Here is a 15,389-nt window from a genome sequence, read left to right as displayed (position 1 = left end):
TCCTTAGGCTTTGGCGATGGGTGATAGTTGTTGGTGAAAATCAGTGACTTGCTGATACGCATCGGCAGTTTGCAGTAGTGTCTCTTCGTCCCATGCTTTTGCAATCAGCTGTAAGCCGACAGGCAGATTGTCACCATCAAAACCCACCGGATGGCTTAATGACGGTAAACCGGCTAAATTCACGCCAATGGTATAAACATCCCCCATATAAATTTCGGCAGGGCTAAGGCTTGCACCGATTTTATAAGCCGTCGTTGGCGCAGTTGGGGTGGCAATGACATCACAGCTTTCAAAGGCTTTGGAAAAATCTTGGCTGATGAGGCGGCGCACTTTTTGCGCTTTCACATAATAGGCATCAAAATAACCCGCTGATAGCGCATAAGTACCCATCAAAATACGGCGCTGTACTTCGGCACCAAAGCCTTCAGAACGTGAGCGGGTGTATAAATCTTCCAAGTTTTTTGGGCTGTCACAGCGGTAGCCATAACGCACCCCATCATAACGCGATAAGTTAGATGAAGCTTCGGCTGGGGCGAGCAAATAATAAGTGGCAAGGGTGATTTCAGGTTTGGTCAAATTCACATCCACCAAGCTTGCACCCAGGTCTTGGTATTGTTTTAATGCCGCTTCTACGCCAGCTTTAACCTCGCTATTTAAGCCATCGGTAAAGTATTCGGTTGGGATGCCGATGCGTAACCCTTGAAGCGGTTTATCATGGCTGGCGTTGGCTTGGCGTTTGCTGGTCAAACTAGCGACAAAATCGGGCACGTCTTTTTTGGCAGACGTTGAGTCTTTGCTGTCATGACCTGATAACACGTTAAGCAAATAAGCACAATCTTCTGCGGTTTTACCAAAGCTGCCAGCTTGGTCAAAACTTGACGCATACGCCACCATCCCATAACGTGAGACACGTCCGTAAGTTGGCTTAATCCCTGTCAAACCACAAAATGACGCAGGTTGACGAATCGAGCCGCCGGTATCTGAGCCTGTGGCAAAGGGCGCAAAACCTGCCGCAACCGCAGCTGCGCTACCGCCCGATGAGCCGCCTGGTACGCGGCTGATATCCCAAGGGTTGTGCACGGCGCCAAAGTATGATGACTCATTGTCCGAGCCCATGGCGAACTCATCCATGCTGGTTTTGCCAAGCATCACTAAGCCTGCATTTTGGCAGTTTTCAACAATGGTAGCGTTGTAAGGCGCTACAAAGTTTTCTAGCATTTTTGAGCCACAAGTGGTCAAAACGCCTTGGGTACAAAAAATGTCTTTATGAGCCAGTGGCACTCCCGTCAAGTCTGCGCCTTTGCCTTCTGCCAATAATTTATCGGCGGCAGAGGCTTGCGCTAACGCTTGTTCAGGCGTGACTGTGATAAAGCTATTAATGGCTTTATCATGCTGGGCAATCCGATTAAGAAAGTGTTGGGTAAGTTCGGTACTGCTAAAGTCTTTATTTTTTAGACCTGCTGCCAATTGGGCAACCGAAAACGTATGTAGTTCAGACATAATTTTCACTTATAATTAATTAACAAAAATTTGACGAGGTATTCGATGAGCTGTGGCTTATTCAATGACCTGTGGCACAAGGTATAAGCCATTGGCAATGCTTGGCGCAATGGACTGATTTAGCTCACGATTGACTTCGACCCCATCACCGCCAATAACATCTTCACGCAGTGGTTGGGTCATATCATGGACATTGGTAAGCGGGGCGATATTGTCAGTATTGACCTCTGCCAAAATATCCATCATCGATAGGATTTTGCTTAGGTCATTGGCATAACTATCTGCCTGCTCAGCGGTCACGCCAAGTCGAGCAAGTTTGGCGATGTTCATAATTTCATCAGTTGAAAGCGTCTGCGACATGATGACTTCCTTAAGTACAAATAAAAATAAAAAACGGACAAACAAGGCAAATGTTTGATGCGATTTTAAAATAGCTAATTATAGCAACAGGCTATAATAAAAAAGGATAAAACCTGATAAAAACAGTTGCTTTAGTTTAGTTACTTTTAATAACAAATTTGAAAAAATAGGGTGATGTGACCTAAATAATTTGTCACAAAAAATTCGTGAATAAAGATAGAATGTGATTAAATCACTATATTTTGCGATATTTTACCGCTATAATCTAGCACTATTCTTACTAAACGCAAATTAATCGCATTAAAGTCACTATCGCCTAAACCTCTTTAAAATCATCGTCACCTTTTTTATCTAAAAAGATAGCCTTTTAACTGTTAATCGTTAAGAGTTTCTTGCTATTTTTTATGTAAAATACAGCGGCTGTAAGCAGCTTGCTAAAGATTTTTTGCTAATGTGCGAATAGGGTGATTTTGAAACATAGGCATTAGAAACATCGGTATTAAAAGCTTTTAAATGAATGCTTTTAGAAAATGCGTCGTTGACTCGATGTGCGATTAAACACCCCGCTAATTTCTGCTTTGCTTGCAGTGTAGTTTTGTTATCACTGGGAAATGATACATGAGCCTTTTCGGATTTTTATCAAGTAATATCGCCATCGACCTTGGCACTGCCAACACGTTAATTTTTACCCCAGGTAAAGGTGTGGTCCTCAATGAACCAACGGTTGTTGCGCTTCGTAGTAACCGTACCCAAAATCCTACCGTTGCGGCTGTCGGTCTTGATGCCAAACAAATGCTAGGTCGTACCCCAGATAATATCACTGCGATTCGTCCACTCAAAGACGGTGTGATTGCCGATTTTGAAGTGACGCAAAAAATGCTCAAGCATTTTATCAACAAAGTGAAAGTGAAACGCTTTTTAGCCAATCCAAACGTGATTGTTTGTGTGCCTTGTAAATCCACCTTGGTAGAACGTCGTGCGATTCGTGAAGCGGTTGAATCAGCAGGCGCAAACAAAGCCTTATTGCTTGAAGAGCCGATGGCAGCTGCGATTGGCGCAGGGTTACCCGTGCATGAAGCCAGCGGTTCGATGGTGGTGGATATCGGGGGTGGTACCACAGAGATTGCGGTGATTGCGCTATCAGGCTGTGTATATGCCGACTCCATCCGTATCGGCGGTGACGTGTTCGATGAAGCGATTATTACGCATGTCCGCCGTACCCATGGCTGTGTGATTGGTGAAACCACGGCTGAACGCATCAAAACCGAAGTAGGCACGGCAATTGAAGATTCTGAAAACCCCTTGGAAGTCGAAGTACGTGGTCGTAGCATGGCAGAAGGGGTGCCTAAATCATTTGTGGTGACATCCGCCGAAATCCAAAAAGCCTTAAGCGACCCTATTACTGGTATTATCTCAGGTGTCAAAGCGGCGCTTGAGCAAACGCCGCCTGAGTTATCAGCCGATATCGCAGAGCGTGGTATTGTATTAACCGGTGGTGGTGCACTATTACGCAATCTTGATGAACTGATTTCACGCGAGACAGGCTTGCCCGTCACGGTAGCTGAAGACCCACTGACTTGTGTCAGCCGTGGGGGTGGTAAAGCGCTAGAGTTTATCAATAACAAAGCATTGAATATGATTTTTGTCTGATGTTAACTGATGCGTTACCGTTAACCGCTATTTTTTAATAGCGGTTTTATTGCTTTATTGACAAGATGATTTTACGATAGCTTTTTTTAAAAAATTTTTGCTACCCTTATCTGTGTTGTGCCGCTTGCTGTATTGACTGCCACGGATTTTACTTGGATGTTACTTATGTCACTTACCATTTTTACCCAACAACCGCTCGCCATTCGCAAGACCCTTATTGTGGTGTTTGCGGCGATTGTGCTGATGTTATTGGATAGTAAAAATAGCAGTTGGTTTCAGCCAGTACGTACCGTGACCCATGCCGCCATGCAGCCTATCTATCAAGTATCGGCTTACCCAAGTTTTTTTGCAGGCTGGCTTGATAGTACCATGACCGAAAAAGAAGCGTTACGCCGTGAAAATGTCCAGTTAAAAGCTGAGCTTGTCCATGCCAAAGCGCAATTGCAGCAGCAAGATTATCTTGTCGCGCAAAATGCTCGACTGCAAGGGATTTTATCCGCCACCACGCCAGACCAGTTCAATTTGCTATTGTCGCATGTGATTGGTACCGATAGCAATCCACTGCGGCAAATGGTGGTCATCAATAAAGGCAGCAAAGACGGGGTGATTGTGGGGCAAACGGTGATTGATGAAAACGGCATTCTTGGACAAGTCGTTAATGTTTATCCCGATACCTGCCGTGTGGTGTTAATCAGCGATGACCAACAATCGGTTGCCGTGACCATCAAACGTACCGGGCAAAAAGCCATTGTATCGGGCAAAGGTAATCCGCAGTATTTGGTACTAGATTATATCTTTAAGGCATCGGATGTACGCATTGGTGATGAACTAATTTCATCTGGGCTTGGTGGTCGTATTCCTGCCGGATTTCCTGTTGGGCGTGTGGCAAAAGTAGAAGCCGAGCAAGCAGGGGGCTATGCCAAGATTATGGTGAAGCCCGCTGCCAATTTTATCAATACGTCTTATGTTTTATTGCTTCAGCAAAAGGTTTAAAATCACTGATTATGGTCGTCGTTCAGCGCAAAAAAACCAAACAGCATTTATATATTGTGATGGCAATCAGTTTTATCATCGCATCGGTACTTAGTGTGTATCCGCTGTCGGGAGAGATTGCACTATTTCGTCCGATGTGGATGATTATGATGCTGATTTTTTGGCTGATATTTCAACCGACTTTAATTGGCATGGGATTGGCATTTGTGGTTGGTTTGTTTGCTGATTTACTCACAGATAGCCGAATCGGTCAGCAAGCCTTATGTGCGGTGCTGGTGGCGTTTTTTATCAAGTTTGTCAGTGGTTATTTACGCCAATTGTCCTCGAACTTGGTGTGGCTTTTGGCGGGCGCCTGTTTGCTGATTTATCAACTTGGGTTAATTTTTCTGCATTTATTTACCCAAGGGGTGTTTGCACCCCAATTACTTTATACCGTTGCCGTCAGTACCTTAATTTGGCCGCTGTTAGTCGCTGTCATGCTGCGTTATACGCGATAAGCGTATTGAGAAGTTATTATGTATCAATTTAATGTCACTATACCGATTATCTTGGCGTCCACCTCACCGAGGCGGCGTGAGTTGTTAGATCAAGTTGCGGTGCCACATACTTGCGCGGCAGTCAGCATTGATGAAACACGGCTAGTAGAAGAATCGGCGATTGATTATATTGGGCGTATGGTGAGTCAAAAAGCGCAAGCCGCTTTACAAGTTTTGCCAACCGCTATGACCGAGTGTGTGGTGATTACCGCCGATACCATTGGCGTATTGCCGGATGGGGTAGTACTGCAAAAACCTATAGATTTTGCCGATGCTTGTGCGATGTGGCGGCAAATGAGCAATGCCTCGCACCAAGTATGGACCGCGGTGCAAGTGAGCCGACTGGCGCAGCGTGACGGTCAATGGCAGATGGATTATGCTGAGCGCACTGTGGTGAGAACCGATGTCAAATTTATCGCACTCACTGACAGCATAATGACGCATTATTGGCATACGGGTGAACCACAAGACAAAGCTGGCGGTTATGCCATTCAAGGGCTGGGCGCTGCATGGGTCAAAGCGATTGACGGTAGCTATAGCAATGTGGTGGGACTGCCGTTGGTGGAAACGTTAGACTTGCTTTCTCAGGCAATGCAAGCCCATCAGTAAAAATAAACTTAAAAAAAGCCATAAGTGCAAATCTTATGGCTTTTTTATCATGTTTTAAAGGGTTAACCCAATGTCGCTTTGACCAACTTTGAAATCAAAGCGGGGTCAGCGCGACCTGCGGTTTTGACTTTTAACGCATTCATCACGGCGCCCATTTGCTGCATCGAAGTGGCACCTTGCTCAGCAATTTCAGCAGCCACTAGATTGGCAATTTCTGCTTCACTCATGGGTTGTGGCAAGAATTGACTAATCACATCAATCTCAAATTGTTCTTTTTGTGCCAAATCTTCCCGCCCATTGGCGGCAAAAATCGCGAGCGATTCCTGACGCTGCTTGGTTTGCTTTTGTAAGATATCTAGTACACCTGCATCATCGAGCGTTATTTGGCGGTCAATTTCGATTTGTTTTATCACCGCTTGTACGCTGCGTAGCACTTTAACTTTTTCAAGCTCACGCGCTTTCATGGAAGTTTTGACCACATCGGTCAGGGTGTCTTTTATGGTACTCATGGTTTTAACGCTCCCTAATGTTAGCTAATGGCGTTTTTAAAATTGTGGTTAGCAACATAGCATAAAAAAATCCACTTAACAAAGTGGATTTTATCATTTACTGGTATTGGGTTGTCTGTCGACAAATTACCTTAGTAAAGACGAGTCGTGCGTACTGATTCACGTGACATTTTCTTTTTGTAACGTTTTACCGCAGCTGCTTTTTTGCGTTTACGTTCTTGAGTTGGTTTTTCATAGAACTCATGTTTACGTACATCTGCTAAAATACCGGCTTTCTCACAAGCACGTTTAAAGCGGCGAATTGCGATATCTACAGGTTCGTTCTCTTTTACCTTTACTGCTGGCATGTAGACTCCTTAAGTCTAGGCTTATTGATAGACGATGAATGTGCTATCAACAAAGCGGGGTTAGTGGGTCAGGAACATTAATCCGGCTGTATAGGTGATTATTAGCCAACCTACCCATGGTTTAGCATCAGCTCAGATTAGGATAAAAATAGGTGCGAATTTTAACTAAATATTGAATGTAAGTCAATGTAAATTTTAGCTTTTTAATAAGCTGTTAAATTAAAAAATCCTTCTCTTAGCCAGTTCCCCGATTTTATCTACCCAGTAAAAAATTTTTACCCGTTAGCGTAACAAAATACACAATGATAGTAATGATTTAGCAAGGTGGCTTTAAAATGTTATTTTATTCATACCGCAGTAATGCTAATATAGTCACTAATTCTCATGTGATAACAACATACCGCTAAATGTCGTACTAGCCATTTGCCAGTCGACATTACCACGTAAAACATTACCATGCAAAAACAGTTTGTAGGGCTATTAAAAATTTATACATTGATGTGAAATTAGATTTCACCTTATTTGAAAGGAAAAGGTTATGCTACCGATATCAACACGCAATGCCACGCTAGCCAGTCTTATGCTTGCCTTGGGTCTTACCATGAGCGCATGTAGTAAGCATGAATCAGCCGAAAGCAAACCAACCGAAGAAATTGCTGCACAGCAAGGTGAAATCGCTCGTGCAAACCATCCCATGCCAGTGGCTTCACAGCCTGCTTCATTTGTGCCGCCGACAGCCGCTTCAGCCGCTGCCACCACGACCGCAGCCGCTACCCCAGTTTCTGCTGATGCTGGCGAAAAATTGTTTGGTAGTGTATGTACCACTTGCCACACAGCAGGCTTGATGGGCGCACCAAAACTTGCTGATAAAGCGGCTTGGGCACCCCGCATTGCGCAAGGTAAAGACACGCTGTATAAACACGCCATTGGTGGCTATCAAGGAAAAGCCGGTGTAATGCCAGCCAAAGGCGGTAGCCAAGCCTCGGATGATGAAGTAAAAGCTGCCGTTGATTATATGGTCTCAAAAGCAAGCTAATAGGTAGTGCGCCATTTATAAAATAAAGGCTATATATTAAAGCCTATGCAACAACTAGTATCTAGCACTTCACTAAATCCAGTCACTAGCAAAATAGTTGGCTGGTTTTTTTATACGTTTTTTATACCCAATGTGCTTTGTTTTAACCCGCAGTTTGGTTATGATGAATGACTATGTTCAATCACCAAACCCTGTTAAGAAACCGCCATGACACCTGCCGTTAATCTTGCCAAAAAACTAAAAATCAACTTCCAATTACATGAATACCATCATGACGCGCATAGTGAAAGCTATGGGCTTGAAGCGGCAGAAAAACTACAAGTTGAGCCAAAGCGGGTATTTAAAACCTTGGTGGTACAAGACGACAATGACAAACTCGCTGTTGCGATACTGCCTGTTAAGCATTTGCTAAACCTAAAAAAAATCGCCAAAGCCATCGGTAGTAAAAAAGCACAAATGGCGGACCCCAAATTGGTAGAGCGTACCACAGGCTATGTGCTAGGTGGGGTAAGCCCGCTCGGTCAAAAAAAACGCCTGCCCACGGTCATCGATCAGTCGGCACAACACTTTGCAACCATTTATTGTAGTGGCGGTAGACGCGGCTTGGAGATTGAGTTGTCACCGTCGGATTTAGCAGGCGCAGTAAACGCCAAGTTTGCAGATTTAATTCAAGAATAAAGGATAACACCATGCCCAATGTCATTATTGAAGTGAGTCACGACCGTCTTATTAGTCAGCCCGATAGCCTATTAGCACGGGTCAATGATACGTTATGGCAGTCTGGCAGTTTTAAGCTACAAAGTGATATCAAATCACGTATCTACTACCCAAATCATGTATTGGTGGGACTGACCGATAGCGGAGATGAAGCTTTTGTTATGGCGCATTTTTATCTGATGCCAGGGCGTGATGACGCCACCATTCAATCATTGGCGCAGCGCATTGCCGATGCTATCAAAGCGCATCTGCAGGAATTCGAAAGTGAGGTGCCTGTTGGCAGTTTACAGATTTGCGTCAATTCCACCACGCTAAGCGCCAATTATGTCAAGCAGTATGTCGAATTCAAATAGAGGGGTTAGTGATAAAAATTGACTACTTTAAGGACATTTTTGCTTACTTTTGCCAACTGGTAAGATAGTAAGTTTGGCAACAAAACCTGCAGCCGCCCCGTTGGTGGCCATCAAATTGCGTGCGATGCGGATGGTGTAGTTGCCTGATTGTGGCAAACAGCCTTGATAGACAATTCCGCCTTTGCCCCCATCGACGTTGCCCGTAGGGGATATGATAACACCGACATTGGCAAATTCAGCATAGCCCCTGCGATGCATCAATACTAAGGTTGCGTATTGATTTTTGCTAGCGTTGAATTGATAAAGCAGGCTGTCTTGTTTGGGCGATAATTGACCAACCCACATTTTACTGGTTTGGTTTTTGCCAAAATGGATAACGGTCTGTACGGGCGTGGCATTGAGCGGGTGGGTCATCCCCAATAAAGATAAGACAGTGACCAACTGATAACGTTTTAAAAATTTTGCCATGTTTTTAGCTTACTATGAAAAATCTGTAAAATACAAATAAGGATACACAAGGGCTCGCCAATGACTAAACAGTCATTTGCGTTATTCTCAACTTATCGCAAACATAGTAAACTAGTCAAGATTTTGTTTTGTCTGCGGTATGTAAAAATTTTAATAAGCATCTTTTAACAAGCATCTTTTAAAGACATCATATAAAGACATCGTGCAAAACATCATTTTTTCGGTTTTCCCCGTTGATTTCAACATAACTCAAGGAGTTAGCAATGATTTATCAAGGAAATAGCATCTCGGTATCGCTACTCGAAGACGGTATTGCTAAATTAAACTACGATAATCAAACTGAGAGCGTTAATAAATTTGACCAAGCCACCATCAAAGAATTTGGCGAAGCAGTCACGGCATTAGAACAATCTTCAGACGTTAAAGGTCTAATCGTTACTTCAGGAAAAAAAGTTTTCATCGCTGGTGCGGACATCACTGAATTTGTTGGTAACTTCAAAAAACCAGAAGGCGAGATTGCTTCTTGGGTATTTGACATCAACAAAACGTTCAACCGTTTTGAAGACCTGCCTTTCCCAAAAGTTGCGGCAATCAATGGCGCATCGATGGGCGGTGGTACAGAGATGACGTTGGTATGTGACTACCGTGTCATGAGTGACAAAGCTAGCATCGGTTTACCCGAAGTTAAATTGGGTATCTTCCCAGGCTTTGGTGGTTCAGTGCGTTTGCCACGTATCATCGGTATTGATAATGCGCTTGAAATCATCGCAACTGGCGAAGCACAAAAACCAGCCGCTGCATTGAAAGTTGGTATGGTGGATGCGGTTGTTGCCGCTGACCAGTTAGAGGCTTCAGCGATTGATTTAGTCAAAAAATGTATCGCAGGCGATCTAGATTGGAAAGCACGCCATGACGAAAAAATCAATCCAGTCAAATTAAACGCCCTAGAACAAGCGATGGCATTTAACTCAGCCAAAGGTGTACTGTTCTCAAAAGCCAATCCAGCCCAGTACCCAGCGCCAAAAATCGCTTTAGAGTCTATCGAAAAACACGTGAACCTACCACGTGACAAAGCGTTAGAAATTGAATCTGCAGGTTTTGCAAAAGCAGCAAAAACCCCACAAGCAGAAAGCCTAGTCGGTCTATTCTTAAACGACCAAGCGGTTCGTAAACTCGCTAAAAATCACAGCGCCAAAGCGCATGATATTAAAGAAGCTGCTGTATTGGGCGCAGGTATCATGGGTGGCGGTATCGCTTACCAAGCCGCCTCAAAAGGCTTGCCCATCATCATGAAAGACATCAAGGCAGAACAACTTGACTTGGGTATGAGGGAGGCAAGCAAACACCTATCAAGCGGTATGGCACGCGGTAAAGTAACCCCAGCACAAATGGGCGAAACCTTAAGCCGTATCCGTCCTACGCTAAACTACGGTGATTTTGGTGAGACTGACATCGTGATTGAAGCGGTTGTTGAAAATCCAAAAGTTAAACACGCGGTATTAAAAGAAGTTGAAGGTTTGGTGAAAAAAGATGCAATCTTGGCATCTAACACTTCTACCATTTCAATTACTTATCTTGCATCGGTACTAGAGCGCCCAGAAAACTTCGTCGGCATGCACTTCTTTAACCCAGTCCATCGTATGCCCCTAGTTGAAGTAATTCGTGGTGAAAAATCAAGCGAAGAAGCGGTAGCGACTACGGTAGCGTTAGCAGAAAAAATGGGTAAAGTGCCCGTGGTGGTAAATGACTGCCCAGGCTTCTTAGTAAACCGCGTATTATTCCCTTACTTCGGTGCGTTTGACTTATTGATCAAACAAGGCGCTGATTTTGTTCAAATTGACAAAGTCATGGAAAAATTTGGCTGGCCAATGGGTCCTGCTTACTTGATGGACGTTGTGGGTATTGACACAGGGGTTCACGGGGCAGAAGTCATGGCGGAAGGCTTCCCAGACCGTATGAAACCAGACTACAAAGTGAGCGGTCAGATATTGTTTGAAGCCAATCGCTTAGGTCAAAAAAATGGCGTTGGTTTCTACAAATACGAAACGGATAAAAAAGGCAAACCAGTTAAAACTGCCGATCCACAAACCGTTGAATTATTAAAACCATTTATCGATGCGCCAAAACAGTTTGAAGACCAAGAAATCATCGATCGTTTGATGATTGCATTATGTAATGAAACGGTTCGCTGCTTAGAGGACAACATCGTATCGACGCCTGCAGAAGCAGACATGGCGATGATTATGGGTATTGGCTTCCCCCCATTCCGTGGTGGCCCATGCCGTTATATCGACCAAATCGGCCTACAAAATTACCTAGCCCTTTGCGACAAATACGCAAGCTTAGGTAAAGCCTATGAAGCGCCACAAATGATTCGTGATATGGCGGCAAATGGTAAAACTTTTTACCCACAAGCGTAATCGACGATTATAAATTTTAAGGAGAATAGAATGACTACATTAAGTCCAAAAGATGTCGTGATTGTCGATGGCGTTCGTACCGCAATGGGCAAATCAAAAAATGGTATGTTCCGCAATGTACGCGCTGACAGCATGTCTGCGGAGCTTGTTAAAGCTTTGGTAGCGCGTAACCCGTTTGATACCAAGCTTGTAGAAGATGTCATCTGGGGCTGTGTCAACCAAACCCTAGAGCAAGGTATGAACATTGGTCGTAACATCGGTTTATTGGCTGAATTACCCCGTACCACAGCAGGTCAAACGGTCAACCGTCTATGTGGTTCATCCATGCAAGCACTTCACACCGCAGCGGCACAAATCATGACCGGTCAAGGTGATGTGTTCATTATCGGCGGTGTTGAGCACATGGGTCACGTGGGTATGATGCACGGTATCGACATCAACCCAGAGGCTTCAAAATACTATGCAAAAGCCTCTAACATGATGGGTTTAACCGCTGAAATGCTTGGACGTATGAATAACATCAGCCGTCAAGAACAAGATGCGTTTGGTGTAGAATCACATCGCCGTGCATGGGAAGCGACACAGCAAGGTCGTTTCAAAAACGAAATCATCGGCATTGAAGGTCATGACGAAAACGGTAACCTACAACTTTGCACTATCGATGAAGTGATTCGTCCCGATGCCAACCTACAATCATTTGCGGCATTACGTCCCGTATTTGATCCTAAAGGTGGTACAGTGACAGCCGCCACGTCATCAGCCTTGTCTGACGGTGCGTCTGCGATGCTTATCATGTCTGCACAAAAAGCCAAAGACTTGGGTTTAACACCGCGCGCCCGTATTCGCGGTATGGCAGTTGCAGGCTGTGATGCCGCTATCATGGGTTATGGTCCAGTACCTGCTACCCAAAAAGCCTTAAAACGTGCTGGCATGAGCATCGACGATATGCAAACCATCGAGCTTAACGAAGCATTTGCAGCACAAGGCTTATCTGTTCTTAAAGGCTTAAACCTACAAGACAAACTAGACATCGTTAACCTAAATGGTGGGGCTATTGCATTAGGTCACCCACTAGGCTGTTCTGGTGCACGTATCACTACCACACTATTAAATGTGATGGAACAACAAGACACCCAAATCGGTCTTGCCACCATGTGTATTGGTCTGGGTCAAGGGATTGCCACCATTATTGAACGTGTATAAGCAGTTTGTTGTAACAAAAACCCTTGATTTCAATCAAGGGTTTTTTTATGCGTGCAGTGTTTTACCCATATTTTTTACTAATTTTTTATGCTTTTTTCTTTATCAATGTTTGTTTACTACTATTGCTTTACCATAAAGTCTAAGAAATTTTTTGCCAAATCTGTTATGTTGTCTAGATAAAAATAGATAAATATAGGTGTATTGTGAGTTTATTCCAAAATCTACTAATTATTTGTATATTAGTGTTGATTTCCAGTTTTTTCTCCATTTCCGAAATTGCCTTGGCAGGTGCTAGGCGCATCAAGCTAAAGTTGTTGGCAGAATCGGGTGACAATCGCGCCAATAAAATTTTACATTTACAAGAAAATTCTGCAGAATTTTTTGCTACCTCACAAATTGGGCTAAATGCCGTGGCAATTTTGGGCGGTATTGTCGGTGAGTCTGCGCTTCGTCCCTACTTTATTGACCTTATTTCCCCCTTTTATCAAGGCAAAATGCTCGATAATATCGGTTTTATGATGTCATTTTTGGTGGTCACTTTGTTGTTTATTTTGTTTGCTGATTTGATCCCCAAACGCATTGGCATGATTAACCCAGAACGCGTGGCGTTAGCGGTGATTGAGCCTGTACTGCTGTCAATCAAAGTATTTAAGCCGCTGGCTTGGATTATCAATGGGCTGGCAAATCTGATTTTTAGAATTTTTAAAGTTAACATGGTAAGAGAAGAAAATATCACCTTTGATGACGTTTCGGCTGTGGTGGATGCAGGGGCGCAGGCGGGGGTATTGCTCAAACAAGAACATCACTTTATCGAAAACGTCTTTGAGCTTGAAGAACGTAACGTACCCTCTAGCATGACCACTCGTGAGGATGTGGTGTATTTCACCCTTGGGGAGTCTGAGCAAAGTATCCGCCAAAAAATTGCCAGTTATCCGTATTCAAAATTTTTGGTATGTAAAGATCATATTGATGAAGTGATTGGCTATGTCGATACCAAAGATATCTTGGTAAAACTTCTTAGTAACCAGTCGCAAATTTTGCTCAATGAAACTACGATTCGTAATGTATTAATCATCCCCGATACCTTAACTTTATCCGAGCTACTAGACCGTTTTCGCTCTAGTAAAGAAAAATTTGCCGTGGTGATGAACGAGTATGCGCTCATTGTCGGTGTCATTACGTTATCTGATATCATGATGACAGTGATGGGGGATTGGGTCGCACCGATTGAAGATGAGCAGCAGATTATCCAGCGTGATGAATTCTCATGGCTGATTGAAGGTACCACACCGATTGAAAATGTCAAACATGCGCTCGGTATCGAAGATTTTCCTGATTGGGACAACTATGAAACTTTAGCGGGTTTTATGATGTATAAACTGCGCAAAATTCCTCGTCCTGCAGATTTTGTTGAATATCAAGGTTATAAATTTGAAGTAGTCGATATTGATCATCATAAAATTGACCAATTACTCGTGACCCGTTATGTCAAAGACGACGAAAATCAAATTATCAGCGATAGTTAGTCAAGGTGGGTAGGTAATACGGCCGCTTTGATATTGAAATCGATTAACTTTTTTCACGTTTCTTGTTAAAGTAGTTCATGGTTTCATCAAATCGTGAACTTTTTTCTTTTGGGCTTGGCAAACGGTAAAATTATTTTATGCTTGAAATCCGCCATCTTCAATTATTGACCGCACTACGTGAGCAAGGCTCACTCGCTGCCGCGGCTGAGGACTTGTATGTCACGGCATCAGCGGTATCCCATCAGCTCAAAGAAATTGAAAATTATTATGGTGTTACCCTCGTCAATCGCCGCTCAAGACCGCTAAGCTTTACCCCGGCAGGCAAAGAAGTACTCAAGCTTGCGGACAGTGTGCTACCGCAATTTAATCGTACCACCGCCAACCTTAAAAGACTGGGACGTGGTCAAACGGGACAATTGCGATTGGCCTCGGAATGTCATAGCTGTTTTGATTGGTTGATGCCTATTCTTAATCGTTATCGCAGGGAATGGCAAGACGTTGAGCTGGACTTTAGCTCAGGCTTTGAACCTGAGCCGCACCAAATGCTGCTCGATGAAGAAATTGATGTGCTTATCACAGCCAGTCGCTTACCCTTGGAGGGAATCAGCTATCTGCCGTTATTCCAATATGAAAGTCGCTTGGTATTGTCACCGACGCACTCATTAGTCGATAAAAAATCGCCAATTTTGCCAGAAGATTTGATTGATGAAACGCTTATCGTTTATCCTGTTGAAGCCAAGCGGCTCGATATCATCGCGCATTTTTTTGCCCCTGCAGGACTTGCGCCCAAGAAACTAAGAACCACAGAATTGACCGCGATGTTAATTCAGCTGGTTGCGAGCGAACGTGGTGTTGCTTCATTACCTAATTGGGTGGTCAATGAATACGAAAAAAAAGGCTGGGTGATATCAAGGGCTTTGGGGGAGGGCGTGTTTTGCCAGCTTTATGCGGCGACTCGTACCACAAGTAAAGAGGTGGCTTATATTCAAGGATTTTTGGATTTACTGCCAGAGATTGCCCATAAATCGATATTACCCGCCCATCATCGAGCCTAATGGGTTAAACCTGATAGATTAAGAATGCTGGGTGTGACATTATGACACTTCTTATGTTGATGTATGCCACACCCAAATTATATACCAAAATACGCCAACAAATGACA

Annotated in this window: 16 protein-coding genes; 11 read left to right on the top strand and 5 right to left on the bottom strand. The window is 43.8% G+C overall.

Annotation, left to right across the window (positions count from 1 at the left end; all coding sequences use genetic code 11):
* Positions 1-3 precede the first annotated feature (3 nt).
* Both gatA and gatC read right to left on the bottom strand, forming a co-directional pair.
* Positions 4-1,500 carry an Asp-tRNA(Asn)/Glu-tRNA(Gln) amidotransferase subunit GatA gene (gatA, locus tag LAJ61_RS02995; protein WP_224054412.1) on the bottom strand — a complete coding sequence of 499 codons (1,497 nt, stop codon included), beginning with the start codon at positions 1,498-1,500 and terminating at the stop codon, positions 4-6.
* A gap of 57 nt (positions 1,501-1,557) precedes the next feature.
* Positions 1,558-1,860 (bottom strand): Asp-tRNA(Asn)/Glu-tRNA(Gln) amidotransferase subunit GatC, encoded by a 303-nt coding sequence (gene gatC / locus LAJ61_RS02990; RefSeq protein WP_224054411.1) that lies wholly within the window; start codon positions 1,858-1,860, stop codon positions 1,558-1,560.
* Positions 1,861-2,478: 618 nt separating this feature from the next.
* Here gatC and LAJ61_RS02985 point away from each other — a divergent pair.
* The 4 genes from LAJ61_RS02985 (at position 2,479) to LAJ61_RS02970 (ending at position 5,648) form a co-directional block, all read left to right on the top strand.
* The gene (locus LAJ61_RS02985) at positions 2,479-3,510 is read left to right on the top strand and encodes a rod shape-determining protein (protein ID WP_224054410.1); all 1,032 of its coding nucleotides are present in this window, start codon (positions 2,479-2,481) and stop codon (positions 3,508-3,510) included.
* Between the two features lie 165 nt (positions 3,511-3,675).
* Entirely contained in the window at positions 3,676-4,503 is an 828-nt protein-coding gene (gene mreC, locus LAJ61_RS02980; protein ID WP_036598406.1) for a rod shape-determining protein MreC, read from the top strand.
* Between the two features lie 11 nt (positions 4,504-4,514).
* Entirely contained in the window at positions 4,515-5,000 is a 486-nt protein-coding gene (gene mreD / locus LAJ61_RS02975) for a rod shape-determining protein MreD (RefSeq protein ID WP_224054409.1), read from the top strand.
* An 18-nt stretch (positions 5,001-5,018) separates the two neighbouring features.
* Complete coding sequence (locus tag LAJ61_RS02970; protein ID WP_224054408.1) at positions 5,019-5,648, top strand: Maf family protein; 630 nt, start codon at positions 5,019-5,021, stop codon at positions 5,646-5,648.
* Positions 5,649-5,710: 62 nt separating this feature from the next.
* Here the strand turns inward: LAJ61_RS02970 and LAJ61_RS02965 are convergent, their stop codons facing one another.
* Complete coding sequence (locus LAJ61_RS02965) at positions 5,711-6,157, bottom strand: GatB/YqeY domain-containing protein (protein ID WP_101963896.1); 447 nt, start codon at positions 6,155-6,157, stop codon at positions 5,711-5,713.
* Between the two features lie 131 nt (positions 6,158-6,288).
* A complete protein-coding gene (gene rpsU, locus LAJ61_RS02960; protein ID WP_007115522.1) occupies positions 6,289-6,504 on the bottom strand; it encodes a 30S ribosomal protein S21 in 216 nt (71 codons plus the stop codon).
* Between the two features lie 538 nt (positions 6,505-7,042).
* Between rpsU and LAJ61_RS02955 the strand changes: the two genes are divergently transcribed.
* The 3 genes from LAJ61_RS02955 to LAJ61_RS02945 all read left to right on the top strand — a co-directional run bounded on the left by LAJ61_RS02955 (position 7,043) and on the right by LAJ61_RS02945 (position 8,610).
* Positions 7,043-7,540 (top strand): c-type cytochrome, encoded by a 498-nt coding sequence (locus LAJ61_RS02955; RefSeq protein WP_224054407.1) that lies wholly within the window; start codon positions 7,043-7,045, stop codon positions 7,538-7,540.
* A 207-nt stretch (positions 7,541-7,747) separates the two neighbouring features.
* On the top strand, positions 7,748-8,218 hold the full coding sequence (gene ybaK / locus LAJ61_RS02950; RefSeq protein ID WP_224054406.1) for a Cys-tRNA(Pro) deacylase: 471 nt from the start codon (positions 7,748-7,750) through the stop codon (positions 8,216-8,218).
* An 11-nt stretch (positions 8,219-8,229) separates the two neighbouring features.
* Positions 8,230-8,610: a 5-carboxymethyl-2-hydroxymuconate Delta-isomerase gene (locus tag LAJ61_RS02945; RefSeq protein ID WP_224054405.1), complete on the top strand. Its 381-nt coding sequence runs from the start codon at positions 8,230-8,232 to the stop codon at positions 8,608-8,610.
* A 27-nt stretch (positions 8,611-8,637) separates the two neighbouring features.
* Here LAJ61_RS02945 and LAJ61_RS02940 read toward each other — a convergent pair whose 3' ends face one another.
* Entirely contained in the window at positions 8,638-9,078 is a 441-nt protein-coding gene (locus LAJ61_RS02940; RefSeq protein ID WP_224054404.1) for a hypothetical protein, read from the bottom strand.
* A gap of 263 nt (positions 9,079-9,341) precedes the next feature.
* On the opposite strand from LAJ61_RS02940, the gene fadB reads away from it, so the two are divergent.
* The 4 genes from fadB to LAJ61_RS02920 all read left to right on the top strand — a co-directional run bounded on the left by fadB (position 9,342) and on the right by LAJ61_RS02920 (position 15,282).
* On the top strand, positions 9,342-11,498 hold the full coding sequence (gene fadB / locus LAJ61_RS02935) for a fatty acid oxidation complex subunit alpha FadB (protein WP_224054403.1): 2,157 nt from the start codon (positions 9,342-9,344) through the stop codon (positions 11,496-11,498).
* 30 nt (positions 11,499-11,528) lie between these two features.
* Entirely contained in the window at positions 11,529-12,701 is a 1,173-nt protein-coding gene (gene fadA, locus LAJ61_RS02930) for an acetyl-CoA C-acyltransferase FadA (protein WP_100270450.1), read from the top strand.
* Between the two features lie 203 nt (positions 12,702-12,904).
* On the top strand, positions 12,905-14,227 hold the full coding sequence (gene paeA / locus LAJ61_RS02925; RefSeq protein WP_224054402.1) for a polyamine export protein PaeA: 1,323 nt from the start codon (positions 12,905-12,907) through the stop codon (positions 14,225-14,227).
* 137 nt (positions 14,228-14,364) lie between these two features.
* Entirely contained in the window at positions 14,365-15,282 is a 918-nt protein-coding gene (locus LAJ61_RS02920; RefSeq protein ID WP_224054401.1) for a LysR family transcriptional regulator, read from the top strand.
* Positions 15,283-15,389 lie beyond the last annotated feature (107 nt).

Source organism: Faucicola osloensis, from assembly GCF_020041925.1.
In the GTDB taxonomy this organism is placed as follows: domain Bacteria; phylum Pseudomonadota; class Gammaproteobacteria; order Pseudomonadales; family Moraxellaceae; genus Faucicola; species Faucicola osloensis_D.
This window is presented reverse-complemented; position numbering and strand designations above follow the sequence as displayed.

Coding starts and splice junctions, on each gene's coding strand:
- gatA (WP_224054412.1), bottom strand. CDS start 1,500: ATGTCTGAACTACATACGTTTTCGGTTGCCCAATTGGCAGCAGGTCTA.
- gatC (WP_224054411.1), bottom strand. CDS start 1,860: ATGTCGCAGACGCTTTCAACTGATGAAATTATGAACATCGCCAAACTT.
- LAJ61_RS02985 (WP_224054410.1), top strand. CDS start 2,479: ATGAGCCTTTTCGGATTTTTATCAAGTAATATCGCCATCGACCTTGGC.
- mreC (WP_036598406.1), top strand. CDS start 3,676: ATGTCACTTACCATTTTTACCCAACAACCGCTCGCCATTCGCAAGACC.
- mreD (WP_224054409.1), top strand. CDS start 4,515: ATGGTCGTCGTTCAGCGCAAAAAAACCAAACAGCATTTATATATTGTG.
- LAJ61_RS02970 (WP_224054408.1), top strand. CDS start 5,019: ATGTATCAATTTAATGTCACTATACCGATTATCTTGGCGTCCACCTCA.
- LAJ61_RS02965 (WP_101963896.1), bottom strand. CDS start 6,157: ATGAGTACCATAAAAGACACCCTGACCGATGTGGTCAAAACTTCCATG.
- rpsU (WP_007115522.1), bottom strand. CDS start 6,504: ATGCCAGCAGTAAAGGTAAAAGAGAACGAACCTGTAGATATCGCAATT.
- LAJ61_RS02955 (WP_224054407.1), top strand. CDS start 7,043: ATGCTACCGATATCAACACGCAATGCCACGCTAGCCAGTCTTATGCTT.
- ybaK (WP_224054406.1), top strand. CDS start 7,748: ATGACACCTGCCGTTAATCTTGCCAAAAAACTAAAAATCAACTTCCAA.
- LAJ61_RS02945 (WP_224054405.1), top strand. CDS start 8,230: ATGCCCAATGTCATTATTGAAGTGAGTCACGACCGTCTTATTAGTCAG.
- LAJ61_RS02940 (WP_224054404.1), bottom strand. CDS start 9,078: ATGGCAAAATTTTTAAAACGTTATCAGTTGGTCACTGTCTTATCTTTA.
- fadB (WP_224054403.1), top strand. CDS start 9,342: ATGATTTATCAAGGAAATAGCATCTCGGTATCGCTACTCGAAGACGGT.
- fadA (WP_100270450.1), top strand. CDS start 11,529: ATGACTACATTAAGTCCAAAAGATGTCGTGATTGTCGATGGCGTTCGT.
- LAJ61_RS02920 (WP_224054401.1), top strand. CDS start 14,365: ATGCTTGAAATCCGCCATCTTCAATTATTGACCGCACTACGTGAGCAA.